This window comes from Nocardia ninae NBRC 108245 (assembly GCF_007990755.1).
Taxonomy (GTDB): domain Bacteria; phylum Actinomycetota; class Actinomycetes; order Mycobacteriales; family Mycobacteriaceae; genus Nocardia; species Nocardia ninae.
The window spans coordinates 12612-38454 of sequence record NZ_BJXA01000039.1; the positions used below are offsets into that span (position 1 = coordinate 12612).

27 protein-coding genes are annotated in these 25843 nt (G+C 68.1%); 10 read left to right on the top strand and 17 right to left on the bottom strand.

Annotation, left to right across the window (positions count from 1 at the left end):
- Positions 1-3: 3 nt before the first annotated feature.
- The gene (locus tag NN4_RS25265) at positions 4-807 is read right to left on the bottom strand and encodes a transglutaminase-like domain-containing protein (RefSeq protein ID WP_147136208.1); all 804 of its coding nucleotides are present in this window, start codon (positions 805-807) and stop codon (positions 4-6) included.
- 141 nt (positions 808-948) lie between these two features.
- Between NN4_RS25265 and NN4_RS25270 the strand changes: the two genes are divergently transcribed.
- Positions 949-1614 carry a phosphate signaling complex PhoU family protein gene (locus tag NN4_RS25270; protein ID WP_246181072.1) on the top strand — a complete coding sequence of 222 codons (666 nt, stop codon included), beginning with the start codon at positions 949-951 and terminating at the stop codon, positions 1612-1614.
- 3 nt (positions 1615-1617) lie between these two features.
- Here the strand turns inward: NN4_RS25270 and NN4_RS25275 are convergent, their stop codons facing one another.
- Entirely contained in the window at positions 1618-2529 is a 912-nt protein-coding gene (locus tag NN4_RS25275; protein WP_147136213.1) for a LysR family transcriptional regulator, read from the bottom strand.
- A 70-nt stretch (positions 2530-2599) separates the two neighbouring features.
- On the opposite strand from NN4_RS25275, the gene NN4_RS25280 reads away from it, so the two are divergent.
- Entirely contained in the window at positions 2600-3748 is a 1149-nt protein-coding gene (locus NN4_RS25280) for a TDT family transporter (protein WP_147136216.1), read from the top strand.
- Between the two features lie 21 nt (positions 3749-3769).
- Here the strand turns inward: NN4_RS25280 and NN4_RS25285 are convergent, their stop codons facing one another.
- Both NN4_RS25285 and NN4_RS25290 read right to left on the bottom strand, forming a co-directional pair.
- Entirely contained in the window at positions 3770-4633 is an 864-nt protein-coding gene (locus NN4_RS25285) for an RNA polymerase sigma factor (protein WP_147136219.1), read from the bottom strand.
- 105 nt (positions 4634-4738) lie between these two features.
- Positions 4739-5878: an FAD-dependent monooxygenase gene (locus tag NN4_RS25290; RefSeq protein ID WP_147136222.1), complete on the bottom strand. Its 1140-nt coding sequence runs from the start codon at positions 5876-5878 to the stop codon at positions 4739-4741.
- Between the two features lie 117 nt (positions 5879-5995).
- Between NN4_RS25290 and NN4_RS25295 the strand changes: the two genes are divergently transcribed.
- Entirely contained in the window at positions 5996-6925 is a 930-nt protein-coding gene (locus tag NN4_RS25295; protein WP_147136225.1) for a TetR/AcrR family transcriptional regulator C-terminal domain-containing protein, read from the top strand.
- 16 nt (positions 6926-6941) lie between these two features.
- Here NN4_RS25295 and NN4_RS25300 read toward each other — a convergent pair whose 3' ends face one another.
- Positions 6942-7817, bottom strand: coding sequence for a haloalkane dehalogenase (locus NN4_RS25300; protein WP_147136228.1), 876 nt, complete (start codon positions 7815-7817; stop codon positions 6942-6944).
- A 577-nt stretch (positions 7818-8394) separates the two neighbouring features.
- Between NN4_RS25300 and NN4_RS25305 the strand changes: the two genes are divergently transcribed.
- Positions 8395-9117, top strand: coding sequence for an HNH endonuclease family protein (locus NN4_RS25305; RefSeq protein WP_147136231.1), 723 nt, complete (start codon positions 8395-8397; stop codon positions 9115-9117).
- A 9-nt stretch (positions 9118-9126) separates the two neighbouring features.
- Here NN4_RS25305 and NN4_RS25310 read toward each other — a convergent pair whose 3' ends face one another.
- Both NN4_RS25310 and NN4_RS25315 read right to left on the bottom strand, forming a co-directional pair.
- Complete coding sequence (locus NN4_RS25310) at positions 9127-9702, bottom strand: zinc-binding dehydrogenase (RefSeq protein ID WP_147136234.1); 576 nt, start codon at positions 9700-9702, stop codon at positions 9127-9129.
- On the bottom strand, positions 9699-10145 hold the full coding sequence (locus NN4_RS25315) for a hypothetical protein (protein ID WP_147136237.1): 447 nt from the start codon (positions 10143-10145) through the stop codon (positions 9699-9701). Before NN4_RS25315 ends, NN4_RS25310 begins: the two co-directional genes overlap by 4 nt.
- A 127-nt stretch (positions 10146-10272) precedes the next feature.
- Here NN4_RS25315 and NN4_RS25320 point away from each other — a divergent pair, with 127 nt between their 5' ends.
- On the top strand, positions 10273-11064 hold the full coding sequence (locus NN4_RS25320; RefSeq protein WP_147136242.1) for a helix-turn-helix domain-containing protein: 792 nt from the start codon (positions 10273-10275) through the stop codon (positions 11062-11064).
- A 3-nt stretch (positions 11065-11067) separates the two neighbouring features.
- Here the strand turns inward: NN4_RS25320 and NN4_RS25325 are convergent, their stop codons facing one another.
- The 8 genes from NN4_RS25325 to NN4_RS25360 form a co-directional block, all read right to left on the bottom strand.
- Positions 11068-11991: a LysR family transcriptional regulator gene (locus NN4_RS25325; protein WP_147136245.1), complete on the bottom strand. Its 924-nt coding sequence runs from the start codon at positions 11989-11991 to the stop codon at positions 11068-11070.
- 36 nt (positions 11992-12027) lie between these two features.
- Positions 12028-13593: a hypothetical protein gene (locus tag NN4_RS25330; protein ID WP_147136248.1), complete on the bottom strand. Its 1566-nt coding sequence runs from the start codon at positions 13591-13593 to the stop codon at positions 12028-12030.
- Positions 13578-14345 carry an ABC transporter ATP-binding protein gene (locus NN4_RS25335; protein ID WP_147136251.1) on the bottom strand — a complete coding sequence of 256 codons (768 nt, stop codon included), beginning with the start codon at positions 14343-14345 and terminating at the stop codon, positions 13578-13580. The genes NN4_RS25330 and NN4_RS25335 overlap by 16 nt, the downstream gene beginning before the upstream one ends.
- Positions 14346-14418: 73 nt before the next feature.
- Positions 14419-15621: an FAD-dependent oxidoreductase gene (locus NN4_RS25340; protein WP_147136254.1), complete on the bottom strand. Its 1203-nt coding sequence runs from the start codon at positions 15619-15621 to the stop codon at positions 14419-14421.
- A gap of 183 nt (positions 15622-15804) precedes the next feature.
- A complete protein-coding gene (locus NN4_RS25345; protein ID WP_147136257.1) occupies positions 15805-16464 on the bottom strand; it encodes a PadR family transcriptional regulator in 660 nt (219 codons plus the stop codon).
- An 83-nt stretch (positions 16465-16547) separates the two neighbouring features.
- Positions 16548-18581 carry an MDR family MFS transporter gene (locus tag NN4_RS25350; protein ID WP_147136260.1) on the bottom strand — a complete coding sequence of 678 codons (2034 nt, stop codon included), beginning with the start codon at positions 18579-18581 and terminating at the stop codon, positions 16548-16550.
- A 78-nt stretch (positions 18582-18659) separates the two neighbouring features.
- Positions 18660-19613 carry a sigma-70 family RNA polymerase sigma factor gene (locus tag NN4_RS25355; RefSeq protein WP_147136262.1) on the bottom strand — a complete coding sequence of 318 codons (954 nt, stop codon included), beginning with the start codon at positions 19611-19613 and terminating at the stop codon, positions 18660-18662.
- 80 nt (positions 19614-19693) lie between these two features.
- Positions 19694-19969, bottom strand: a complete 276-nt coding sequence (locus NN4_RS25360; protein ID WP_135235112.1) for a hypothetical protein — start codon at positions 19967-19969, stop codon at positions 19694-19696.
- Between the two features lie 100 nt (positions 19970-20069).
- Here NN4_RS25360 and NN4_RS25365 point away from each other — a divergent pair, with 100 nt between their 5' ends.
- Positions 20070-20705: a TetR/AcrR family transcriptional regulator gene (locus tag NN4_RS25365; protein ID WP_147136264.1), complete on the top strand. Its 636-nt coding sequence runs from the start codon at positions 20070-20072 to the stop codon at positions 20703-20705.
- Here NN4_RS25365 and NN4_RS25370 read toward each other — a convergent pair.
- On the bottom strand, positions 20690-21328 hold the full coding sequence (locus NN4_RS25370; RefSeq protein ID WP_246181075.1) for a TetR/AcrR family transcriptional regulator: 639 nt from the start codon (positions 21326-21328) through the stop codon (positions 20690-20692). The two genes, NN4_RS25365 and NN4_RS25370, sit on opposite strands and share 16 nt — an antisense overlap.
- Before the next feature lie 203 nt (positions 21329-21531).
- On the opposite strand from NN4_RS25370, the gene NN4_RS25375 reads away from it, so the two are divergent.
- From NN4_RS25375 to NN4_RS25390, 4 genes are all read left to right on the top strand, one after another.
- On the top strand, positions 21532-22938 hold the full coding sequence (locus tag NN4_RS25375; protein ID WP_147136270.1) for a lipase family protein: 1407 nt from the start codon (positions 21532-21534) through the stop codon (positions 22936-22938).
- 205 nt (positions 22939-23143) lie between these two features.
- A complete protein-coding gene (locus NN4_RS25380; RefSeq protein WP_147136276.1) occupies positions 23144-24019 on the top strand; it encodes an oxidoreductase in 876 nt (291 codons plus the stop codon).
- Positions 24020-24230: 211 nt separating this feature from the next.
- The gene (locus NN4_RS25385; protein ID WP_147136278.1) at positions 24231-24680 is read left to right on the top strand and encodes a transcriptional regulator; all 450 of its coding nucleotides are present in this window, start codon (positions 24231-24233) and stop codon (positions 24678-24680) included.
- Positions 24677-25057 (top strand): DUF3817 domain-containing protein, encoded by a 381-nt coding sequence (locus NN4_RS25390; protein WP_186818629.1) that lies wholly within the window; start codon positions 24677-24679, stop codon positions 25055-25057. Before NN4_RS25385 ends, NN4_RS25390 begins: the two co-directional genes overlap by 4 nt.
- Before the next feature lie 173 nt (positions 25058-25230).
- On the opposite strand, the gene rdgB is transcribed toward NN4_RS25390, so the two are convergent.
- Positions 25231-25842 carry an RdgB/HAM1 family non-canonical purine NTP pyrophosphatase gene (gene rdgB, locus NN4_RS25395; protein WP_135235106.1) on the bottom strand — a complete coding sequence of 204 codons (612 nt, stop codon included), beginning with the start codon at positions 25840-25842 and terminating at the stop codon, positions 25231-25233.
- Position 25843 lies beyond the last annotated feature (1 nt).

Consider the following 25843-nt stretch of genomic DNA (forward strand, 5'->3'; position numbering starts at 1 on the left):
CGCTCAGCAGACCGCGGTCGGGGTGAGGTTGTCGTCGAAAGGCAGCAGGCCGTCTACCGTGGCGTGAATCTGCAAGCTGCGCACCTTCATCTCACCGCCGTGGTTGTCCAGGAACGCGATATCGGAGGCGTCCCGGCCGGTGGCGATCCGGACCAGGGTCGAGCGCGGCGCCAGGCCGGTGGCGTCGAGGGCGCGCCAGGCGCCGTCGATGTAGGCCTCGGCGACGGCGTGGAAGTCCATCGGCGCGCAGCCCGGCGCGTACACCGACGCCACCCGCGCGGGCACCTTCACCGCGCGCAGCAGCGCCACGACCAGGTGCGCGAAGTCGCGGCACACGCCTGCCCCGGACAGCAGCGTCTCCACCGCGCCGTCGATCGGGTCGCTGCTGCCCGCGACGTAACGGATCCGGCGGCCGACCCACTGCGACACCAGCACCGCGAGCTGGGCATCCGGTGTGCCGGAACCGAATTCGGTGGCGGCGAAGCCGAGCAGTTTGTCCGACTCGGCGAATCGGCTGGGGCGCAGGTACAGCGCGCGGTCGTAGTCGGTGGTGGTCTCCGGGGTGGCGTGACCGAGCACGGTCGCGTGGTAGTGCGCCCGCAAAGTGCCTGGGCCGACCGAGAATTTGTGGATTCGGGTGCCGTGCGGGCCGAGTATTTCCCAGGGCGTGATGGCCCAGCCGTCCAGTTCGAACACCAGCGACTCGGTCAGGTCCAGGTTCGGCTGGCGGGCGACGGCGATCTGGAATTCGAGGGTGGTCGGCGCGGTGATCGCCACCTCGAGCTGAGCTGAGACATCGCGCTTCACACCACAATCCTGTCCGTCGCGGTCAAGTGCCCTGCCTATTCTCGACCAGATAACGGCGAGTTGGCATCATCTGCACCGTCAATTCATGGCCAGGTGGGGATTAATGCGACCGGCCGCGCGGTTATGGGCGAGAATTTGCCCGTGCGCACCCAGTTCACTCGCGAGCTAGTCGCGTTGACCAATGATTTGACGTTGATGTGCAGGCTTACCCATGACGCGGCCGAGCGGGTGACCGACGCATTGGTCGGTGCCGACCTCACCGCCACGTATGAGGTTTTCGCACTCGATGAGCGACTACAGACGATGTACGGCGCGTGCGAGGCGCGGACGGTGGTGCTGCTCGCGTTGCAGGCGCCGGTCGCCCGCGACCTACGTCACGTGGTCACCGCCATCCAGATCGCTACCGAGTTGTCGCGGATCGGCGCGCTGTTCAGCCGGGTCGCCGACCAGGTTTATCAAAGCCATCCGGGACATGTTGCGCCGCAACCGATCCTCGACATCCTGGCCGCGATGGGCACACTCGCCGCGACCCGCACCGCGCTCAGCGGTCAGGCCGTCGCGACCGGTCACCAAGAACCGCCCGCCGAGCAGGATCCCGGCCTGCACGCGATGGAACTGCTGCACAAGCAACTACATTCGGCCCTCGCCGCCCCCGAAGCGGAGCAGTCGACCACCACCGCCATCACCATCGCCCTGCTCGCCAACCACCTCGAGCGCTGCGTCGACCACACCGCCCGCATCGATCGCCTGATCCGCTTCCTGGACACCGGAGTTCCCCCGACCGCCCAGCCCGCCGACAGTGCGTAGGCGCTACCGGGCGGTGGCGCGGGCGATCGTGTAGAGGTCGCGGGCCGGACCGGTCGGCCGCTGTCCGGTCGGCCACACGGCGCGCAAGGTGCGCTCCAATGCCAAGTCGGTGACCTTCGGGGAGACCAGGGCGCCTGCGGTGACTTCGGCTGCCACGGCCAGGGAGCTCAGCACGGCCGGGCCCGCGCCCGAGGCGACCGCCGTCTTGATGGCGGTGGTGGAGGACAGCTCCAGCGCGACCTCGGGTCGCCAGCCGGGGATTTCCCGAGACATCGCGTGCTCGAACCAGTTTCGGGTGCCGGAGCCGGATTCCCGTTGGATCAGCGGGGTTTCGGCGAGTTCGGCGCGGCCGACCGAGCCGCGCCGCGCCCAGCGGTGTGCGGGGGCCACCACGACGACCAAGCGGTCGTGCGCGACGACATGGGACTCCAGACCGCGGAAGCTCTGCGGGCTTTCGATGAAACCGATGGCCGCCTTGTTGTCCAGGACCTGCTCGGCGACCTCGACGGAGTTGCCGGATTCCAAGGCGATCGCGGTACCCGGCGCGGTGGCCCGCAGCTTCATCAGCCAGGCGGGAAAGAGGTATTCGGCGATCGTCTGGCTGGCCGCGACCCGCAGGTGCGAGTCGCGTTCGGCGCGCAGGGTGTCGATTCCGGCGTCGAGTTGCTCGGCCGCGCGGATCACCCCGCGGGCCCACTCCGCGATCAGCGAACCGGCGGGGGTTGCCCGGGAGCCGAGCGTGGTGCGCTCCAGCACCGGCACGCCGACGAGCTTCTCCAGGTACCGGATGCGCGAGGACGCGGAGGGCTGACTGATGCCATGTGCCGCCGCCGCCCGGCCGAGACTGCCAAGCTCGATGACCGAAAGCAGCAGGTCGAGCGCGGCCAGGTCGGGGACTCGCGGCGACAGGGGCATAGAACGAGTCTATGCATACATAGGAACATGCCCGCTACCCGACCCGGCGACCTCCGGCGACGCTGGAGACATGACCGCCACCGTGACCTTCCGCCCCGCACCACGGCGTCTGGTCGGCGAGCTCGACCGCCGTCCGCACCGGTCCGGCTCGCTGCGCCAACTCGGCCCCAACTGGTTCGCCGCGGTGATGGGCACGGGCATCGTCGCCACTGCCGCGGCCACCCTGCCGTGGCAGTTCCCCGGATTGCGCGGCGCCGCGACTGTCGTGTGGGCGCTGGCCGCCGCACTGCTGGTTGCTTTGAGCGTCGCGTGGGTCGCCCACTGGGTGCGTTTCCCCGACACCGCCCGCGACCATCGCAACCATCCGGTGATGTCGCAGTTCTTCGGCGCCCCACCGATGGCGCTGCTCACCGTCGGCGGCGGCACCCTGCTGCTCGGTTCGGACGTGATCGGAATGCCCGCCGCGGTGGCGATCGACTGGGTGCTGTGGACCGCGGGCACCGTGCTCGGCCTGCTGACCGCCTTCGCCGTCCCCTACCGGATGTTCACCAGGCACCGCATCGACGCCGATGCCGCGTTCGGTGGCTGGTTGATGCCGGTGGTTCCGCCGATGGTGTCCGCCGCGATGGGCGCCCTGCTCATCCCGCACACCCCCGCGGGTCAGCCGCGGATGACCATGATGCTGCTCTGTGTCGCGATGTTCGGTCTCAGTCTGATCGCCGCCCTGATCACCATCACCATGATCTGGTCGCGGCTGGTGCATCACGGCACCCCGGCCGCAAGCATGGTGCCTACCTTGTGGATCGTGCTCGGGCCGCTCGGTCAATCCGTCACCGCCGCAGGTCTGCTCGCCAATGTGGCGCCCGCGGCCATGCCCGACCTCTATGCGAAGGGCCTCCTGGTCTTCTCGGTCATCTTCGGCCTCGCCACCTGGGGCTTCGCCATGCTGTGGCTGGCACTGGCGTGTGCGGTCACCGTAAAGACCTATCGTGCAGGCGAATTGACCTTCAACCTGACCTGGTGGGGCTTCACCTTCCCGCTCGGCACCTGTGTCACCGGAAGCACCGTGCTCTATACCCACACCGGCGCTGACTTTTTCGCGGCCATTGCGATGATCCTGTATGTCGTGCTGGTCGCCGCGTGGTCGGCGGTGGCGGTGCGCACTGCTCGCGGCGTACTGAACGGCGCGCTGCTTCGGCCCGCCCCTGCGACCAGTTGACCGATGCGCCGCGGCCGACCGTCAGCTCAGCAGCGGGAAGCGGCCGGAGTCCAGGAGCCCGGTGATCGCGTCCATCTTCGCCTGCGGCGCTGCGTAATCCGGGTGCGCGCGCAGGACGGCGGCCGCGTCGTGCAACCGGATCATCTGCTGTTCGGCCTGGGCGACGGTGCGGCCGCCCGGGCTGACCGGATGGCGGGCGAGGCCTGGCTTGCGCGGGTCGATCCGGCCCAGCGCGACGGCCTTGTCCACCCGGCGCGAGCAGCGGCAGAAGGCCTCGGGGTTGACCAGGCCGCAGGTGGCGGTCAGAAACGAGCCGAGACGTTTCTTGGCCCGCTGCAAGCGCTTTCGGTAGGCGGCCGGGGTGACGTCGAGTACCCAGGCGGCGTCGGTGGAGTTGAGTTCGAAGACGTCACCGAGCACGAAGGCGACCCGCTCGTCGCGGGCCAGGCATTGCAGCATGGCCTGGCTGCACGTCAGCCGGACCTCGTCGGCCAGCAGCGTTGCTTCCGGTCCGCGATAGTCCGCCTCGGCCAGCCCGTCGGCCAAGCCGTCCCGAAAAGCATCCAGGCTCAGCTGCGCGGCTTCCTGCGGTGTCTGTCTTTTCAGGTTCAGCAGATAGTTGACGCCGATCCGGTAGGCCCAGGTGAGGAGCTTGGCCTCGGCGCGCCAGGTGCCGAGATGGGCGAGCACCCGCAACAGGATCTCCTGCGTCGCGTCCTCGGCCTCCGCGGGCCGCCACACCATCCGCAGCGCGAGCCGGTACAGCGGATCTTGCAGCAGGCGCACCACCTCGGCGAGCGCGTCGCGGTCACCGGCGACAGCGCGCTCGACCAGCGCCCGCTCCTCGGCCGCGACCAGCTCGTCGTCCTGCGCCTGCGTGCTCATCCAGCCATCCTTCGGCGAACCCGGCTGTGGCGCAAGCGATGTTTACCGGGACCGTCGTACCGCCCGGGCGATGTCCACTGGAGCCGTAGCGCCGCCCGGCGCGGGTCAGTAGTCCTTCAACGTGACGAGTTCGGGGTCGGCCTCCGGCGGGTTGGCGGCCATCGCGTCGAACACCTCCTGCGGCGGCGGTTCGGCGAACATCATGCCGACCACTTCCTCAGCGCCTGCCTGGTTGGTTTTCACGTAGTCACGCAGCTGGTTCTCGTAACTAGCGAACGCGGCCGCGTAATCACCTGCGGCAGTCGCCAATTCACCCGCCAGGAGGTAGGCACCGATGAGCGCCTGTGAGGTGCCGCGACCGGACAGCGGTGACGCGCAGGCGCAGGCGTCGCCGAGCAGCACGATCCGGCCCTTCGACCAGGTGTCCATCCGGACCTGGCTGACCGGCGTCAGGTATAGGTCCGACGACGCGGCCAGATACTCCAGCAGGCGCGGCATCTCCCAGCCGTCCCCGGCGAAACGTTCCGCCAGGAGCCGCTTCTGGGCGTCGAGGTCACGTCGGTCGTAGTCGAGCAGTTCCGCGGCGAAGTACAGCGCGGCGCGGGCCTCGGTGTTATCCCTGGCGCTGAACACATTCGCCGACCTGCCGCCGCCGAGCTGGCAGGCGCGGCCCTCGTAGTCGAGGTTCAGGAAGTTGTCGGTGGCGAAGATGGCGTTGTAGACGCCTAGATGGTGGATGTAGTCCGCGTGGTCGCCGAAGGCGAGGGCCCGCACCTTCGAATACATCCCGTCCGCACCGACCACCAGATCGAAGCGGCGCGGCTCGCCTCGTTCGAAATGCACCAGCACACCGTCGGCGTCCTCGTCGAGCGCGGTGATCGAGTTGTCGAAGAGGTACTCGGTCTCGTCCTTGGTCAGCGCGTAGAGGATGTCCGTCAGATCGCTCTTGAGCACCTCGAGTTCACCGGCGAAGATCGCCGCCGGCATGGTGACGACGTGGCGCCCGTCGCTGTCCACCACCTCGCTGTCGCGAATCGTGGTGCTGTACTTGCGCACCTCGTCGAGGATCCCCATCCGTTCGAGCACCGTCAGCGCCGCGCCGCGGAAGTCGACCGCGTACCCGCCGGGGCGCGGCGCCGCCGCCCGCTCCACCACCGTCGGGGTGTAGCCGTGCCTGCGCAGCCAGTACGCCAGCGCCGGGCCTGCGACTCCGGCACCGGAAATCAGGATGTTCGTGTTCGTCATGGCGTTCTCACTTCTGCCGCGCTTCGAGCTGTCGGAGTACAACGTACATGACAGTCCGTACGTTGTACATAGTGTTCTAGCAAGCCTTGCACTGGTGAAGTGGCTAGTATTCGTGCCATGCGTACTAGTACAGCTGACGCCGCGGATGCCCCTCCGCCCTACCTGCGCATCGCGGCGGAGATCCGGCAGCGGATCACCTCCGGCGAGCTGCGGGCCGGCGACCGGGTGCCCTCCGCACGGCAGATCACCAAGGAGTGGGGCGTCGCCATCGCCACCGCGACCAAGGTGCTTGCCGTGCTGCGCCAGGACGGAGTGGTGCGAGTGGTGCCGGGCGTCGGCACCGTGGTGGACACCCCGCACGCCGCACCCGCGCGCGAGCACAGCCGCGATACCGAACTCACCGCGGAGCTGGTGGTGCGCGCGGGCATGGCCATCGCCGACGCCGAAGGTCTTGCGGCACTGTCGATGCGCCGCGTGGCCACCGAACTCGGCGTGCCGACCATGTCGCTGTATCGCCATGTGGGCAGCAAGGATCGACTGGTGCTGCTGATGGCGGACGCGGCGTTCGGTGAAGCCGAATTCCCGGACCCGGCACCCGTGGGCTGGCGCGAACGCCTGGAGGTGCTCGCCCGCCTGCAATGGGCGATGTACCACCGGCATCCGTGGGTGGTCGCGGCGATCTGGGTGAATCAGCCGGACCCGACGCCGAAGTTGCTGGCGCATACCGAATGGGCGGTGCGCGCCTTCGACGACCTCGGCCTCGGTCCGGACGCCGTGATCTACGCCCACGTCGCGCTGTACAGCTATGTCCGCGGCATCGCCGTGAACCTGGAACTGGAAGCCGGGGTACGCCGGGCAGGCGCACCGGTCGAACCGTGGGATGTCCGCGAGCCGGAGTTCGAACAGTTCCTGGCCAGCGGACAGTTTCCCACGCTCGCGAGACTCAACGAGCGCAATGACTTCCAGTTCGACATCGACCGGCTCTTCGAATTCGGCCTGCGGCACCTCCTCGATGGGTTCGCCGCCTCGGCGGCACCGCGCGGCTAAGGGGGAACCGCTCCGATCAGGAGATCTCGGCAGTCGTACCGACCAGCGCGTGCCGCCGGAGCCACCCGGCCACCGCCGCACCGATCTCGTCCGGCCGATCCTCGGGCGCGTGATGCCCGGCCGGGCCGATCGACGCGACCTCGGCGCCGGCGAAGGTGGTTGCGGCCCACTGGATCGCCTCGGGCGCGCCTAATCCGACCCCGTTCGCCAGCCCCATCACCAGCTTCGGCACCTCGGGCGTGCGCGCCGCCCACTCCCCGTAGTTGCGCACGATCGCCACCACATCCGCGGGCTCGCCGTCCAGCGGGAACTCCCGCGGCCAGACCAGCAGCGGCTTACGGGATTCCGGCGTCGGGTAGGGCGCGCGGTAGACGTCGTGATCCTCCGACGACAGGTCCGCGACACCCTTGGGCAGGTTGAACTCGATGAACATATTCTCCGCCAACACCATTCGCTCCCCCTCGGCGCTGCGGAATTTCCGGAACAGTTCGGCGCCGAGCGGCGGCATATCGGCCCAGCGCATCGGTCGCAGGAAGGTCTCGATCAGCGCGATGCCGCGGACGCGACCCGGATGGCGCGCGGCCCAGTCCAGGCCGAGCGCGCCGCCCCAGTCGTGGCCGACCAGCACCACCTGGTCCAGGTCGAGCGCGTCGAACCAGGCGTCCAGGTAGCGGGCGTGATCGACGAACCGGTAGCCGATGTCGGGCTTGCCGGAGGCCCCCATGCCGATGAGATCAGGTGCCAGCGCCCGGGTTTGGTCGCTGACGTGCGGAATCACGTTGCGCCACAGGTGCGAGGAGGTGGGGTTGCCGTGCAGGAACACCACCGGCACCGCACCGGCCCCCGTGTCGCGGTAGTTGATGAACGAGTCGAGAACGTCGACGGTTGCCATGATCAGTCCTTCCAAAGGTCCGGCATTCTTGCCTTCACTCGGTTTGGACACGCGAATCCACTCGGCTGTGACCGCCACCGAGGTGACGCTCGTCACGGCCGCATGGGAGTTCCGCGCCGTCGACGCGGCCCGCAACCGACCGTCATATCCGTACGAATCCAGTAGAACTAACAATCAGTCTGAAATGAACCTGAGAATAATCCCGAATCAGAGCATTCGGCTTGCCAAGATCAGGTCCCGATATCTACTGTCTCAATACGTAGCAACCAGCTACTCACGATCATCACGAGCGAGCTCGCCCGGCGCGGTTCGACAGCTCGGGTCCTCCCTCATCGGACCCGCGGTGTCGGTGGGTGCGGAACATGGACTGGACACCCATTCGCACCCCCGCGCGACGGTCGATCTCCCTCGTGATCAGCCACCCTCGAGTCGGCGCCGGCACGGCGACTCGAGGGTGGTGTTGTATCCAGCCCCCTTGGCTGTGCGGAACGTCATACCCCCCAATCACTTCCACGACCTCGGCCGCCGGATACGTTGGCGCCCGATATAGTTCAGGTGGTTGGCGTTAGGAAGCTCGATGAAGTTCACAGTGCAGCGGCTCGCTCTCATCGGGCTGGCCATCGCGACATTCATCGGAGTGTCCTACTACTACGTGAACCGAGTCGAATCTCCCAGAGCCAGCGCGCAGTGCGGCTCCACCCTCTGCGCCGACGCGCCCGCCAGCATGCCCGGCCGCGACACCCTCGCCCTGCTGGAGACGATCCGGGTGGCCGGCCGCGCCCCCAAAACCGGTTACACCCGTGAACAATTCGGCCCCGCCTGGACCGATGACGTGTCCGTCCCCGGTGGCCACAACAAGTGCGACACCCGCAACGACATCCTGCAGCGGGATCTCACCGAGATCACCTTCAAGGACAACAGCCGCTGCGTGGTCGCCACCGGCACCCTGAACGATCCGTACACCGGCAAGACCATCAAGTTCGTCCGCGGCCCGAAGACCTCCGACGACGTGCAGATCGACCACGTCATCGCGCTGTCGGACGCCTGGCAGAAAGGCGCGCAACAGCTTTCCGAGGCGCGCCGCCGTGACCTGGCCAACGACCCGCTGAACCTGCAGGCCGTCGACGGCCCGACCAACCAGTCCAAGAGCGACTCCGACGCCGCCAGCTGGCTGCCGCCGAGCAAGGGCTACCGCTGCGCCTACCTGACCAGGCAGATTCAGGTCAAAGCGGCCTACCAGCTCTGGGTCACCCAGGCCGAGAAAGACGCCATGACACGGGAACTCAGCACCTGCCCCTGATAGCGTCGCTCAGGACATTCGCACGACAACCTTGCCGAACGGGTCGTCGTCCCGGAAGTAGCGGTATGCCTGCACCGCATCGTCGAGCGGGAACACCCGATCGATGACCGGCCGGGTGCGATGTTCGCTGATCGCCCGGTTCATCGCCTCGAAGTCGGTGCGGCTGCCGACGGCGATGCGGCGGATCGACACATACTGTGTGCCGAACACCTCGCTGACCGGCTCCGCCACCGACGTCGGCATCGCGCCGATCATCGTGATCTGCGCGTTGTATCCGCCAGAGCGAACGGATTTCGACAGTGTCGGCAGTCCGACGGTGTCCACGACGTGTTCGACACCGTCGCCGCCGGTCAGTTCCTGGACCGCCGCGATCACCTTCCCGACTCCGTCGGAGAGCGGGATGATGCCCGGCGTGGCGGGCAGCGGGTAGTCGCCGTCCATCAGCATCAGGTCGCGCCGGTTGAGCGAGGCCGCCAGCAGCTCGATCACGACTTGGTTCGGGCCGGGCTCGGGCAGGTCCTGCGCCGCCGTGGTCAGGCCGTCGAGGCCGCGCAGTGGATCCAGGTGATAGGCAAGGCCGTTCATCGCACGCCCTCGATGTACTGGTGGTCGGACAGGATCCGGCCCTCGTCGTCGAGGCCGATGACCTCGAAGCCGCCGGCGGCGACCGCACCGTCGGCCTTGGCCACCATGGTCCAGCTCACCCCGATGAGTCCGGCGGGCAGCCGGAATGCCGGTGCCGCCACGGCGAACTCGTACTCGCCCGACGCGATGAACATCTCGTAGGCCCGAGTCACCCTGCGGTCCATGGCATCGTGGCCGCGCACCTCCAGTGCGGGCATCGGAAATTGCAGTCGCTCAGCCTCTTCCCGCATCTCCACCGGCGGGTCGACCAGGGTCTGCGCACCGGTGGGCGCCCACAGTTCCTGAATCTGCTTACGCCGAGCCGCCGGGTCGGATTCGTTCCACTGCGCGGCGTACTGCTCGGCGAAGCAGGCCAGTTCGTTGTCGTTCAATTGCTTGCTCATGGGACATAGCTTTGCGATCGCAGCGATACCGCGCGATTCCCCGCAGGGAATAGCCGTATCGGGTGGGAGCTGCTGCTCATACCCTCCGCGGAATCGCGGCGAACCCACATCGGATAAGACTGTGGACATGACAACGGCGATAGCAGCACCGGGATTCGCCCGCGAACTGAAGCACTGGCGGACCCTGCGCCGGGTCAGTCAGCTCGACCTCGCGATCCGGGCGGACACCACCCAGCGGCATCTGAGCTTCCTGGAGCAGGGGCGATCGCGGCCGGGGCGCACCATGGTGGTGCGGCTGGCGGAGTCGCTGGAACTGTCGCTGCGGGAACGCAACAGCCTGCTGCTCGCCGCGGGATACGCGCCCGCCTTTCCCGAATCCGACCTGGACACACCGGAATTGGGTCCGGTGCGGGAGGCGCTGAAGACGATCCTGGACGGCCACCAGCCCTACCCCGCGCTGGTGGTGCGCCCGCGCGGCATCCTGCTCGCCGCCAACGCGGCCTTCGAAGTACTCACCGAGGGTGCCGCTCCAGAACTGCTGGAGCCGCCGATCAATGTGCTGCGCCTCGCTTTACATCCGGATGGGCTCGCCAAACGCGTGGCGAACCTGCCCGAGTGGGGCAGGCACGTCATCGAGGCGCTGCGCGGCCGGGTCTCCCGCAGCCCCGACTCGGCCCTCGACGAACTGATCGAAGAGCTGGAAAGCTATCTGCCGCAGGCCGAACCGGGCCCGGACCATCTCGGCTTCGCGGTGCCGCTGCGGCTGCGCAGCGACGACGGGGAGCTGCGGCTGATCACCACCCTCACCTCGTTCGCCACGGCCACCGACATCACCCTCGCCGAACTACACCTGGAAGCGTTCCTCCCCGCCGACGCGCAGACCGCCGACATCCTCCGCACCCGCGCGGCCCGCGCCTAGCGGCTACCAGGTGCGGGCGGCGGCGCGCAGGCGTGCGTGCACCAGGTCGACGTGCGGGCGGGCGATGGTGCCGGGGCGGCGGACCAGGAAGCCGGTGTTTATCGGCGGGTCCGGCGGGTCGAGCAGGGTGACCAATGCGCCCGAATCCAGTTGGGCCGCACACAGATAACGCGGTAGCACGCTGATCCCCGCGCCTGCGGCGACCGCGGCGGCGACCGCACGCAGATCCGAGACGATCACCGCGGCCTCGCCGGTCAGCCGGATGCCGAAGACATGCCGCCAGTACCGGCGCAGGATCGGTAGATCGGCGGCGTAGCTGACGAGCGGGATCGTGGTCAACCCCGCTGGGCCCTCGGCGCTCAACTGTGCGAGGTCGATCCGTGCCGCGACAACGGGCGCGGCGACCAGGACGAATTCCTCGTCCGACAACGCCTCGGCGACCACCGTCCGGCCCCGCGGGCGCACGGTGGACACCACTATGTCGTGGTGGCCGGCGCGCAGCCCGGCCAGCAGATCTTCCGACAGCCCGGCCGTCACGGTGAGTCGGACACCATCCGCGACCAGCGGTGCCAACGCCGGAAGCGCCTGCACCGCAAGCATTTCCGCCGGACCTGCCAACCGGACCGGTGGCTGAGCTTCGAACTCCGCCGCGACATTCCGTCCGGCGACCGCGTTCAACGCGTCCAATGGTTCGGCGATCCGCGCCGCCAACTCCGCAGCGGCCGCGGTCGGCGCGACACCGCGCGGCAGCCGCTCGAACAGGCGTTGCTCGAGCCGCTTCTCCAGCGCCTGTAGTTGCGCGGTCACCGTCGGCTGCGACAACCCGACCAGCCGGGCCCCCGCGGTGATCGACCCCGCCCGATGCACGGCCAGAAACGTGCGCAACTGATTCAGATCCAGACTGCCATCGGAATCTCTATCGCTCACTTATCCAGTCTATTGCCTCACCGATGTTGCCGTGCCTCACTTCGGGCGGACGGCGGCGAGCAGCTCCGGCCCACCCGTGGCCAGCCGCCGCTCGGCGATACCAGCACCGAGCAGGGCCGCCGCGATCCCGAGACCGAGACCGGCAGGGACCGCCAGCCATTCGATCGCTTTCAGATCTGTCGCACGACCGACCAGCAGGATGGCCACGACCGGCAGCACCGAGAACATCTGCCCGAGGATCATGACGAACTGGATCAGCATCTTCGCGCACCCCGGATTACCCGAACCGGAGAACGGATTACCGGTGCGCGGCGGCAACGGATACGGCGCGATGACCGACAGCACCAGCGCCGAGCAGGCCCCGACACCCAGCGCGACCGCATACAGCGAGAGCACCCACGGATACATCTCCCACCGGCCGAGCGCCCCAGGCAGAATCAGGCTGAGCGGCAGCGTGGGCACCCCGACCACCAGCAGCAAGGCCAGCAGGCGGCCGCGCACGTCCGCGCGGGCCGCACCCGGGGTGACCAGGGTTTGCCACAGAGCGGTGCCGTCGTAACCGTAAAGATTGGCGGCGGCCAGCACGGCGAACAAGGCCGCGGTGACACCCGCGAACGGCACACCACCGGCGCTGCCGCCCTGAATTGCCGGGAATACCGGCATCAGGATGCCGACCACCAGCACCGGCAGCAGCGTGGCCCGGCGCCTGCTGTCCCGCCACCAGGCACGCAGCTCCTTGACCAGCACTGCGCCGACCGGCCCGCCCTGGCGCACCCGGCCGAGCAGACCGCCGCCGCTGCTGCCTGCCACCGAGTTCATCGGCGCGGCCAGGCGCCGGGCCAGCAGCGCCGACCACGCTTGCCACAGCCCGAGCGACGCCACGGCCAGCGCGCCCAACGCCAGCAGCGCGATCAGCCAATCCCCTTGTGCCGCAGCTTCTACGGCGGCAGGCGCCCAACCGGACGGCGACCAGCGCAGCGCCGTCGCGACACCGGACGGCACGTCGCGCAGCTCGCTCACGTGCCCCAGCAGCCAGCTCAACGGGTAGTAGGCGAGGCCGACCAGCCCGGCCAGCAGTACGCCGAGATCTTTGCCGCGCCGCGACCGCATGGCCGCGCCGACCCAGGCCAGCACCACCCGCGACAGCAGCACCACGAACACCAGGTGCAGCAGCACACCGATCAGCGCGACCAGCGTTGCGGCCCAACCCCATTGCGCCGCAAGCACGATCAACCCGCTGAACGCGATCAGGTTGATCACCGGCGCGGGGCCGGCGAACGCCGCGGCCAGCAGCCCGGCCGCCAGCCCGCGATGGCTGATCGGCAGCAGCCGCAGATGCTCCGGCTGCACGGTCTCGTCGCTGCTGCCGGTCAGCACCGGACCGCACAGCCAGCCGAGCGTCCATATCCCGAAAAGCGTTGCCGCGATCGTCGTTCCATGGGCCACGTCGCCGTCGCGCGCCGCGAAACCGATCACCGCCGCCGTGACGACCGCGACGACGGCACCGGCCAGGATGCCGGTCACGAAGGTGAAGCCCTGCCAGCCGTTGGTCAGCGACCGCCTGGTGAGCAGCAGCCGCATGCGGATCAGGATGCCAGCCACGACAGTCCGTCCTCGCCGCCGACACGGCCACCGACGAGGCGAACGAACGCCTCCTCCAATGTGGTTCCGCCGCGCACCTGCTCCAGCGTGCCCGCCGCGACCACCCGGCCGCCGGTGATCACCGCGACCTGGTCGCACAGGTTCTCCACCAACGCCATCACATGGCTCGACAGCACCACCGCGCCGCCCGCGGCGACGAAGCGCTGCAGAATGGTGCGAATCGTGCTGGCCGACACCGGATCCACCGCTTCGAACGGCTCGTCGAGGACCAGCAGCTTCGGCGCGTGCAGCAGCGCGGTCGCGAGGCCGATCTTCTTGCGCATGCCCGCGGAGTAGTCGACCACCAAAGTGCCTTCGGCGCCGGTCAATTCGAACACCCCGAGCAGTTCGTCGGCGCGCTCGGCCACCGTGCGCTCCGGCATGCCGCGCAAAAGCCCGGTGTAGGTGAGCAATTCCCGTCCGGTGAGCCGTTCCGGCAGCGCGAGCCCGTCCGGCAGCACGCCCGCCAGGGTTTTCGCGCGCACCGGATCGGCCCACACGTCGGCGCCGAAGATCTCGGCGCGGCCGCTGTCGGGCCGCAGCAGTCCGCAGGCCATCGACAGTGTCGTCGTCTTGCCCGCCCCGTTGGGGCCGACCAGGCCGAAGAAGGAGCCCGGCGGGACCGCCAGGCTCACGTTGTCGACGACCCATGGACCGCCGAAGCGTTTACACAGGCCCGTCAGGTGCAGGGCAGGCTGGTGGTCAGGTTGCATCGTTCCCCCGGAGTCCGCTCGACTTGATGTGCTCCACAGAGTACGGACCACCAGCCCGCCCGGTTCGGGCGAATCAGGCCACTACGGCCAATTCCCTTTGTGCGGGCGCATCCCAGTCGATCCGGTAGCGCTGCTCGGGTCCCATGGTCTTCTCCGGGTTCATCATCTTGATGAACAGCGGAGCGAGCAGCTGCATCATCTTGCGTCCGACCGGACCGAGGGTCTTGCTGTGATTGGCCTTCGCCGCACGGGCCGCGACGGCCTCCACCCGGCCGCGGCGCAGCTGCTCATAGGTGGCGAAGGCCGCGGGTACCGGCAGGTCACGCAGACAGCGAGCGATCTGGACGGCGCTCTCGATGGCCAGCGAGGCACCCTGGCCGGAGCTGTTGGACGGCGCGTGCACCGCGTCGCCCACCAGCACCATCCGGCCGCGGAACCAGTGCGGCACCGACGGCATGATGTGCAGTGCGCCGATGACTTCCAGTTGCTCCTCGGTGGTGCGCCTGGCCAGCTCGCCGCCGGGGGTGTCCTCGGCGTAGGTCTCGCGCAGGATGCCGAGCCAGTGCGATTTCGGGATCGCCCGGGCCGCGGTGAGCGACAGGTACTCCTTGTGCGGCAGGTTCGCGCCCCACATCACCCGGCCGTCGCCGCCCGGCCCGTACAGGTAGTACGCCTTCTTGCCGAACGCGAAGGTCATGGTGCCCGCCGGGATCTCGCCGTCGTAGTCGACCAGCGCACCGAAGCCGAGCATGCCGAGGTACTCCGGCCCCGGCGCCTGCGGGTCGATCAAGCCGCGCACCGTGGATCGGATGCCGTCGGCGCCGATCAGCACGTCACCGGTGGCCGTGCTGCCGTCGGTGAACCGGGCGGTGATGCCCGACTCCGTCTCGGCGACATCGACCAGGCGCTTGTTGTATTCGAAGGGCACGCCGGCGGCGACCGCGTGATCGTGCAGCGTCTGATGCAGTTCGCCGCGATCGACCAGTTGTAGTGGCGGCAGGCCGGACAGGCCGGGCATGTTCATGTCCTTGTCGTTGACGGACAGGCCCATCTTCGGCACCGGCACGGCGATGCCGCGCACGGCGTCACCCGCGCCGATGATGTCCAGGGCGGCAATGCCATTGGGTGCGAGCGCGAGCCCGCTGCCGATGTTGTCGGACGATCCGGGATAGGCCTCGTAGACGCGGGCGTCGATGCCCGCCTTCAACAGGGCGGTCGCGGCGACCGGTCCGGCGATGCCGCCGCCGATCACCAGTGCGGTTCGAGTTTCAGACATGGTTGTCTCCAGGTTCGGGTACTGCGGATTTTTCGAATCCCCGAACCGGCCCGTGCGCAACGCACCCAGTTATCCTGTGGTTGCCAGCCTTGTAGCCGGGTGCGCGTACGCGGGCGCGGTTCGAGACTGTTCAATCGGGCTCGGCGGCGGTGTTGCCGCACCCCGCCGGGCCTGGTCTCGTGATCAGGACGATTCCTGTTCGGTCATCCCCCTCTCTACGGACGCGATGACTTCCGCCACCGGGATGTCCTCGGCGTGCACCTGCCGCCACCAGTCCACCTCGGGGAACGTGCCGTCGACGAGTTCGTCGCGCAGCGAACGGGCCCAGGCGGCTTCGGCTTTCAGCATGGCGAGCCCGTATTCGGATTCGATGATGAACAGGCGAGGCAGTTTGCCGGCCAGAGCTTGGTCGAGTTCCTGGCGCCCCGAGCCGATGAGCCGGCCGAGCGCCTCGATGCGTCGGCCGAGCAACTCGACGACCTCGTCGGGAGGCAGCACCGCGAGCACGGAAAGCCCCGCGACGAACCGGTTCTGTTCCGGTTCCGGCTCGGCGAGCAATTCCCGTGTCCAGTCGGTGAGTTCGGCGCGCCCCGCGTCGGTGATCCGGTAGATCACCCGCTCCGGCCGGGCACCGTCACGCTCGCTGCCGACGATCTCCAGGAAACCGACCTTCGCCAGGTTCTGCACGACGGTGTAGAGCGAACCCCACTTGATGTCCATGTCCTGGTCTTTGCCGCGGTCGCGCAGCGTCTGGGCGATCTCGTAGCGGTGCTTGGGCCGATCGATCATCACGGAGAGCACCGCCAGCGCGAGCAGGTTGTTCACCTTGCGCTTCTTGGCCATCGCACCTCCTTACTCGTCTACGAATATACGTGCACGAGTATTTGCGATGCAAGGTGGTAGCGCGTTCGAAAATGGGGCTTGTTTCAGGCGCGGGCGGGCTCGTGCTCGCCGGTCTCTTCCTCGAGCAGCTTGGCGGCGACGTTGTCCAGGGCCTGGTCGAACAGCGCGCGATCGGCCGGATCGTCGTTGTTCCAGTCGTCGAGCGTGCTGTCGAGCCACCGGCGCCACGCGGCCTTCACCCGGTCCAGCTCGGCCTGGCCCTGGTCGGTGAGCCGCAGTTCCCGGCCGTCATCGATGAGATATCCCTTGGCGGCTACCCGCCGATAGATCGGCTCGAGCACGTCGTCGGGCAGCTTGTGCGCCCGCGCGACCGAGTCGATCGTGGCCCCGCCCTTGACGCGGTCGCGCAGGTAGACCTGGCCGAGCGCCCATGCCTCGCCGCGGCTCAGCGTGCTGCCCGCGTCGGCGAGGATGCGCGGCCCGATCGGTCCCTCGGCGTGCGATTTGCGCAGGGTTCCCGCGATGGCCCGCTCCAGCTGCACCATCCGGTCCGCAGAGTCGGGCACCGAGAATCCGCCGCCGACATCGCCCGCGCCGGTGCGTGCACTGTCGCGCAGCGGCACTTCCTTCAGGAACCAGGCGACCACGAAGCCGACCAACGCCACCGGAACCACCCAGACGAAGACGTGGTCGATGGTCTTCGCGTAGGCGTCGATGATGGGCGCCGCCACGTCGTCGGGCACCGCCTGCAGCGCCTGCGGATTCGCCGCGACCTCCGGCGGCACCACCTTCGCCTGCGCCAGCCCCTCGCGCAGGTTCGGGCCGATCTCGTTGCTGTACAGGGTGCCGAAAATCGCGGTGCCGAAGGTACTTCCGAGGGTGCGGAAGAAGGTGACGCCAGAGGTCGCGGTGCCGAGCTGCGCGTAGGGCACGGTGTTCTGCACGACGATGGTGAGCACCTGCATGGTGAGGCCGATGCCCAAACCGAGCACCATCATGTACAACGATTCTTCCCAGAAGCCGGTGTCGCGGCCCATGGTCGACATGAGGTACAAGCCCAGTGCCATCACCAGCGTGCCGACGATCGGGAAGTACCGGTAGTGGCCGGTCTTGCCGACCACCTGGCCGGACAGGATCGAGGTGACCAGCAGACCCACCACCAGCGGTAGCGAGCGCACACCGGACATGGTTGCCGAAACCCCGTCCACGTACTGCAGATACGCGGGCAGATAGGTGATCGAGCCGAGCATCGCGAAGCCGCAGATGAAGCTCAGGATCGAGCACACCGTGAACACCCGGCTGCGGAACAGCCCCATCGGCAGCATGGGTTCCTTGGCCCGCAGTTCGATCACCACGAACGCCGCGAACAGCACCACCGAGGCCGCGAACAGCCCGAGGATCATCGATGAGCCCCACGGGTACTCCTGCCCACCCCATTCGAGCCCGAGGATGAGCGTCGAAACCGCCACGGCGACAAGCCCGATGCCCGCGTAGTCGATGATCGGCTTGATGACCGCGCGCACCCGGGGAATGGTGCGGGCCGACATCACGATCATGAGGATCGCGATCGGCACGTTGACGTAGAAGCACCAGCGCCAGCTCGCGTGGTCGGTGAACAGGCCGCCGAGCGTCGGCCCGATCACCGTGGTGACACCGAAAACCGCACCAAGCGCACCTTGATACTTGCCGCGCTGGCGCAGCGGGATGGTGTCGGCGATGAGCGCCATTGCCGTGACCATCAGGCCACCGCCGCCGAAGCCCTGGATGCCGCGGGCGATGATCAGCATCATCATCCCGTTCGCCAGGCCGGCGATCATCGAACCGATGATGAAGATCAACGCGCTGACCTGGAAGATCAGCTTGCGGCCGAACAGATCGCCTAGCTTGCCCGCCAGCGCGGTCGCCACCGCCTCGGCGAGCAGGTAGGCCGTGACCACCCAGGCCATGTGCCCCGCCTCGCCGAGGTCGGCGACGATCGTCGGCAGCGCGGTGGACACGATGGTCTGATCGAGCGCGGCCAGCAGCATGCCCAGCACAATCGTGGCGAACACAATGTTGGTCTTCGCCCGGCTCATCGGCTCGGGGGCTTTCTCGGCGACAGCGACTGCACCGGTCATCGACTCAGTATGGTCTTGATCCGCCGTCCTGTCCGTCCAGCGACACGGCAGCGACTCGAGCAGCGGCGGCGGCCGGGCTCAGCCGAGCAGGCCTTCGAGCACCTTGGCACGAGCCGGTTGCCGCAGCTTGGCCATGCCTTTGGCCTCGATCTGGCGGGCGCGTTCGCGCGACACCCCGTAGGTCTTGCCGATCTCGTCGAGCGTCTTCGGCTCGGCGCCGTGCAGGCCGTAGCGCAGGGCGATCACCTCGGCTTCGCGCTCGGTCAGTGCGGCAAGGACCTGATCGAGCTGGCCGCGCACCGCCGCAGCCAGGGCCGCGGCGGACGGGTCCGGTGCGGTGTCGGCGATGAGCTGACCCAGCTCGGCGGTGTCGTCCTCGCCGACCGGCGTGTGCAGCGAAATGGGTTCGCGCGCATGGTCGAGCACCTCGCGCACCTTCTCCGGCGTCATGTCGAGTTCGACGGCCAGCTCGGCCGGGCTCACAGCGCGGCCGAACTGCTGAGTGAGCGCCCGCTGGGTACGAACCACCCGATTCAGCACCTCGACAACATGAACCGGGATGCGAATGGTGCGGCCCTGATCGGCCAGCGCGCGGCCGATGCCCTGCTTGATCCACCAGGTGGCGTAGGTGGAGAACTTCAGCCCGCGGTGGTGATCGAACTTCTCCACCGCGCGCATCATGCCGACCGTGCCTTCCTGCACCAGGTCCAGCAGCGACATGCCGACGGGGGTCGGGTAGCGCTTGGCGATCGAGACGACCAGCCGCAGGTTGGCCTCGACCATGTGGTCCTTGGCGCGCTGACCGTCGGCGACGCGGCGGCGCAGTGCACGGCGCTCCGCGGGGTCGAGCTCGGCCTCGTCGGCGAGTCGTTGGCCGGCCAGCACCCCCGCCTCGATGCGCTGGGCGAGCTCGACCTCTTCGGTCGCGGTGAGCAGGGGGGTGCGCGCGATGAGCCGCAGGTAGTCGTTGACCGGGTCTTCGCTGACGGTGCCGGACACGCGAGTCGGGCGGGCGGTGCAGAGCTTGGTCACGGGTGAGTCCTTCCGAAGGGAGCGAACCGGTCGTCGGCGCGGGGCTGCGCCGACGACCGGCAGGGAAAGTGCTCGGCTGGTCAGCCGCGACCGGGGATGCGCAGCGGGCGCTGCGGGGCTGCCCGGAAGGCGGTCCGGTTGGGCGAGAGGACCTTGCGGTCGAGTCGCTGCGTGCCGGGGAAAGCGTTGGCGCGCGGCTTCTTTCGCTTGGTCGCGGCTTCGGTCGGCGCGAAGCGCTCGAGCACGGCGTCGATGGTGGTCTGTGCGGTGGTCTTGTCGGCCATGGTGGCTGGTCCCTTTCGGTCGGTGGTGGAGCTGGTGCGGGCCGGGGTTGCTTCGACAAGTCCGTGGTTCATCGAGGTGCTGCTCCTTCGTTCTGGCTACGAGCACAAACTTAGAACAGACCTAAAAATATGTCAAGCATAAATTTTGGTCGGTATCAGCTATGGTGGTGCCATGAGCACCGAGACGTTGGGCCTCCGGGACCGAAAAAAGCTGCAGACCAGGGAGAACATCTCCCATCACGCGACCATGCTGTTCCTCGAGCACGGGTTCGACAAGGTGACGATTGCCGACGTCGCGGCCGCCGCACAGGTCGCCAAGATGACCGTGACCAACTACTTCCCGCGCAAAGAGGACCTGGCCCTCGACTTGGCGGATGTGTTCGTCGACCAGCTCGCGCGCACCGTTCGCGAGCGCCAACCCGGCGAGTCCGCGTTAGCGGCGCTGCGCGGCGCCTACCTGACGGCCGCGGCCGAACAGGATCCGGTGGCCGGCTTCTCCGGGCCGGAGTTCGCCAAGATGATCGACGACAGTCCCGCGCTGACGGCGCGGCTGCGCGAATTCCACGACGAACGCGAGCGAGCCCTCGCCGCGACGCTCGCCGCCGAAACCGATACGGCGGCAACGGATATCACGCCGCGGGTGGCGGCGGCTCAACTGGGCGGGGTGCACCGGGTGCTGTTCGACGAGACCATGCGCCGCACGCTCGACGGCCAGTCGAACGACGAAATCGCCGCGGCCCTCACCGATTACATCACCATCGCGTTCGACGCGCTGGCACCGTCACTGGCCGCTTACGCCGTGCGCTGATCCGCAACTTCCAGCAGCGACAGCGCGATCGGCACCAGCAGGTCCACCAGCTCCCCCACCGAGGGACGCGGGTCGGCCAGCACCCATTCATGGGCCAGGCCGTTGATCGCGCCGATCAGTGCGCTTGCGCCCCAGGCACTTCCGCCGCGAATCCGCGCGCCGGGCGCCACCGTGGGCACCAGTCTGGTGTCCAGCAGCTGCGCCCACGCGTGCCGCCGTTCACGCCGATGCCGCTCCATCCGGTCACTGACGCCGACCACCTCGATGAAGGCGACCTTGGCGCGATACGGGTCCGACCCGATCGACCCCAGATAGGCCGAGACCATCGCGGTCATCGCCGCGGTCATGTCGAAGCGCGGATCGAGGTCGGTCAGCGCCGTGAGCAGCACGGCGGCCGCCTCGTCCTGGATCCGGTCGTAGGCGGCGACCAGCACGTCTTCCCTGGTCTGGAACTCCTCGTAGAACTGCCGCTTGGACAGCGACGCGGCGGCGCAGACGTCGGCCAGCGAGCAGTTCGCGTAGCCGCGTTCGGCGAAGATCCGGGTCGCCGCGTCGAGGAAGCGCTCGCGGCGTTCGGCCTTGCGCTCCGTGACGGCGCGTCCGCCATACTGCCTGCCAACCATGGTCACGCACCCACCGTATCCGAGCCGGGGCGCGACCCATGCGTACCTGCGCATTCGCTCCGGTTTCCGGCGGTATGAACCCCTGCTGCGAGGCAGGTCTCGACAGCACATGTTTGTGATTCACGTCATGGCGATGCATACTCGACCACAGTCTGAAACCGATTGGGCTCACATGTGCGCCCGGGTAACAAAGAGGTTGATCTGTGGTTACACCGCGCAAGCACGCATCGAAGCTGCTCGCGGCCCTCGCCGTGCTGGCGGCCGGGCTGCCCTTCGTCCTCGCCGGGCCGGCCGTCGCGGAGCCCGATACGCCGCCGGTCCAGCCCGCACTGCAATTCCCGATTCCGCCGATGCCGCCCGGCTTCGATCCGGCGTTCTATCGCCCGGCGCCGGACACCTACACGGATCTCGCGCCCGGCCAGCTCATCGCGGCCCGCCAGGTGCACGTGGCGAATCTGTCGCTGATCCCGGTCAACGTCGACTCCTGGCAGCTGTCGTATCGGTCGACCAACACCCGCGGCGAGCCGATCGCCGCGGTGGCCACGGTGCTGAAGCCGCGCGGTCACGTCGCCGATCGGCCACTGTTCTCCTATCAGATCGCCGAGGACTCGACCGGCAACTACTGCATGCCGTCCTACCAGCTGCAAATGGGCTCGATCCCGGCCACGCTCACCGGCTCGATCCTGGTGGCCGCGCAGTTCCTGGAGGTGCAGGCGGCGCTGGCGCAGGGCTGGGCGGTGGTCGTACCCGATCATCAAGGACCCGATTCCGCCTACGCCGCAGGGCCGTTGGCGGGCCGGATCACCCTGGACGGCATCCGGGCCGCGACCAACTTCGATCCGATGGAGTTGTCCGGGAACGCGACCCGGGTCGGGCTGATGGGCTACTCCGGCGGCGCCATCGCCACCGGCCATGCCGCCGAGCTGAAGCGCAGTTACGCGCCGGAGCTGAATGTCGTCGGCGTCGCCGAGGGCGGCATCCCCGCCGACCTGTCGGCCGCGCTGAAGATGGCCAACGGCAATCTCTCCGCCGGACTGATCTTCGCGGGTGCGCTCGGCGTTTCGCGCGAATACCCGGAGCTGCGAAACTTCCTCGACACCAACATGAACGGCCTCGGCAAGCTGATGATGGCGGCGAAGGAACAGCTCTGCGCGAGCTACCAGTCCATCTTCTTCCCGTTCGCCGACAACATCGGCATGCTGGCCAAGAATCCGTTCACCGATCCCACGGTCACCGCGGTGCTGGACAAGACCAAGATGGGCAAGGCGGTGCCGGACATGCCGATGTTCATGTTCCAGGCGAACCCGGACTGGCTGATCCCGGTCGGCCCGGTCAACGACCTCGTCGCCTTTTACGCGCAGGACCCCAACGCCCGCGTCGAATACGTCCGCGACCACTTCAGCGAGCACCTGACGCTCGACCCGATCGGCGCGCCGCGCGCCCTGCTGTGGCTGCGCGACCGCTTCGCCGGCAAACCCGTCGCACCCGGGGTGACGACCACCGATGTCGGCTCGATGATGCTCGACCCGGCGACCTGGCAGGTGTGGAACGAGACGGTCGGCACCACACTGACGGCGGTGTTCCAGCAACCAATCGGCAGCGGACGCTGAGTGAACTTCACGTGCGCGGAATGTGATCTTCGACGAAGGTCGTGCGTTCCGCCGGGTGCGCTGCTGTGATCGCTTGCGACTGTGATCTCTCGCGGCGGTTTCCCTCACGCGGCCGAGTGACAGGTATCACCTCCGTCTGAGACACTCGTCATCAAACCGGGGTGAAACCCTTCCCCGGAAACTTACTCCAGAGTAAGGTTGTTTCATGGCGTGGAAACCTACTGAAATCCCGGATCAGACCGGACGCACCTTCGTGATCACCGGCGCGAACGGCGGGTTGGGCGCCGTGACCACCGATGTCCTCGCGGCCAACGGCGCGACCGTCATCATGGCCTGCCGCAACGCGGCCAAGGCCAAGGCGGTCGCCGACGGCATCACCGGCGACGTCCGCGTCGCCGAGCTCGACCTGTCCGACCTGGCGTCGGTGCGCAAATTCGCCGACGAATCGGGCGACATCGACGTGCTGATCAACAACGCGGGCCTGATGAACGTGCCGTTCTCGCGCACCAAGGACGGCTTCGAAACCCAATGGGGCGTCGACCACCTCGCCCACTTCGCGCTCACCGGCCTGCTGCTGGACCGCATCCGCGACCGGGTGGTGACGCTGGCCAGCATCGCGCACAAGCAGACCCCGAAGCTGTGGATCGACGACCTCAACTACGAGAACCGTCGCTACCAGCGCAATCTCGCCTACGCGCAGGCCAAGCTGTCCAACCTGATGTTCGCCAGGGAACTGCAGCGCAGGCTCGCCGAATCCGGCTCCGCCAAGCGGTCTTACGCGGTGCACCCCGGTGTCTCGGCCACCGACCTGTTCGCCAGGACCGAGACCCCGGTCGACCGGATCATCAAACCGTTCGTCGCGCTCATCGGGCACCCGCCGAAAAAGGCCGCGCACTCCTCGCTGTTCGCCGCCACCATGCCGGATGCCGATCCCGAGGTCTACTGGGGTCCGCGTCGGTTCTTCCAGACCCAGGGTCCGGTGGAGGCGTCGCCGTCGAGCCGGCTGTCCAAGAACAAGGAACTCTGGAAGCGGCTCTGGGAAGAATCCGAGCGACTGACCGGCGTCACCTACAAGTTCTGAGTCAAGCGCGACCCGTCTCCACCCGGGGGCGGGTCGTCGCATGCGCTGCGGTGGCGCGACCACCCTTGCGGTGAGCGTGCCACCGTCGAGACTCACCTGCCCCCGCACAGTTCGCAGTGCCGAGTGCCGCACGGCACGGCGCGGGTCGCAACGGGTTCCGACCGCCTACCTGCTCCTACGGACCGCGTAGTAGACGGGTACCGTAGTAGCCGTGTCCGCTTCACCCCGCCGCTCGGCACACAATCGCCCGGCCCTCATCGCGCTGGTGATCGTCGCTGCCCTCGGCTGCTTGGCGCTGGCGTGGTGGCAGTGGCAGCGGTTCGAATCGACCAGCGGCACCGGCCAGAATCTGGGGTACGCGCTGCAGTGGCCGTTGTTCGCGGCGTTCGCGGTGTTCGCCTACTTCCGGTTCGTCCGGCTGGAACGCGAAGCCGAGGAGAGCGAGAACCCCGGCGACAAGCCGACGACCAGCCCGAAAGCCGTTGCGCCGCGCGAGATTCCGGCGGGACTGCTGCCGGAACGGCCGAAAGCGGTCCGCGACGACGACCCGGTGCTCGCCGAATACAACAGGTATCTGGCCGCACTGCACGCCCAAGACATCGATGATCAGGTCCGCGAGGCGGACCTGCATACCCGCGACACCGAGAGGAGCGCCGGTTGACCGCCAGCGAGAATTCCACCGAGAGCACCGCGGCCACCGAGCGCACCCTGGCACCGGCGCGCACCGGCGCCGCCAAGATCAAGTCCGCACTGCTGCGGTACCGCACCCTGGCCTGGATCACCGGCCTCTGGCTGCTGCTGCTCACCGGTGAGATGATCGCCAAGTACGGCTTCGACGTGCACACCCCCAGCTGGATCGCCGTCGTGCACGGCTGGGTGTACTTCGTCTACCTGCTGGTCACCGCCGACCTCGCGGTCAAGGTGCGCTGGCCGGTCCTGCGCACCGTCGGCACCCTCCTCGCAGGCACCATCCCCCTGCTGTCCTTCGTCGTCGAGCACATCAACGCGAAAAAGGTCAAAGAAGAGTTCGACATCTAACCGCCCCACCCGCTTTGTAGCCGCACACCCTTTTCGTGAGCCGCACACGCTCTATACGAGGTGTGCGACTTACAAAAACGGTGTGCGGTTCAGCATTCGGCAGGCGGGGCAGCCGGTCGGCCAGCCTCTGGCGAATGGTCGCCGTTGGCGAGTGCCGGGCTTCGGCAAACGAGTCAGTCTTCGGCGAGCTCGGACAACGCGGGCAACAGCTGGGTGAGCGCGCGGCCTCGGTGCGAGACCGCGTCCTTTTCAGCGGGAGTCAGCTGCGCGGCGGAAGTGTCGCCACCCTCCGGAATGAACAGTGGGTCGTAACCGAACCCGCCGTCGCCCAGCGGTTTCCGGCCGACCGAGCCCGGCCATTCGCCGCGCACCACGATCTCCGCGCCGTCCGGGACGACCAGCGCGCAGGTGGACACGAACCGCGCACCGCGCCGCTCGTCGGGCACATCGCCGAGTTGCGCGAGCAGCAGCGCGTTGTTGGCCGCGTCGTCACCGTGCCGCCCGGCCCAGCGCGCCGAGAGCACCCCCGGCATGCCGTTGAGCGCGTCCACCTCGATGCCGGAATCGTCTGCGACACAGGCTAATCCGGTAGCAACAGCACCGTCACGCGCCTTGGCGAGCGCGTTCTCCTCGAACGTCGCGCCGGTCTCCGGCGCCTCGTCGTAGGCGGGCACGTCGTCCAGCCCGACGATCTCGATGCCCGCGATCCCCGCGTCCGCGAGAATGCGCCGCAGCTCGTTCAGTTTCTTGGCATTGCGGCTGGCCACCAGTACCCGACGCGCCATG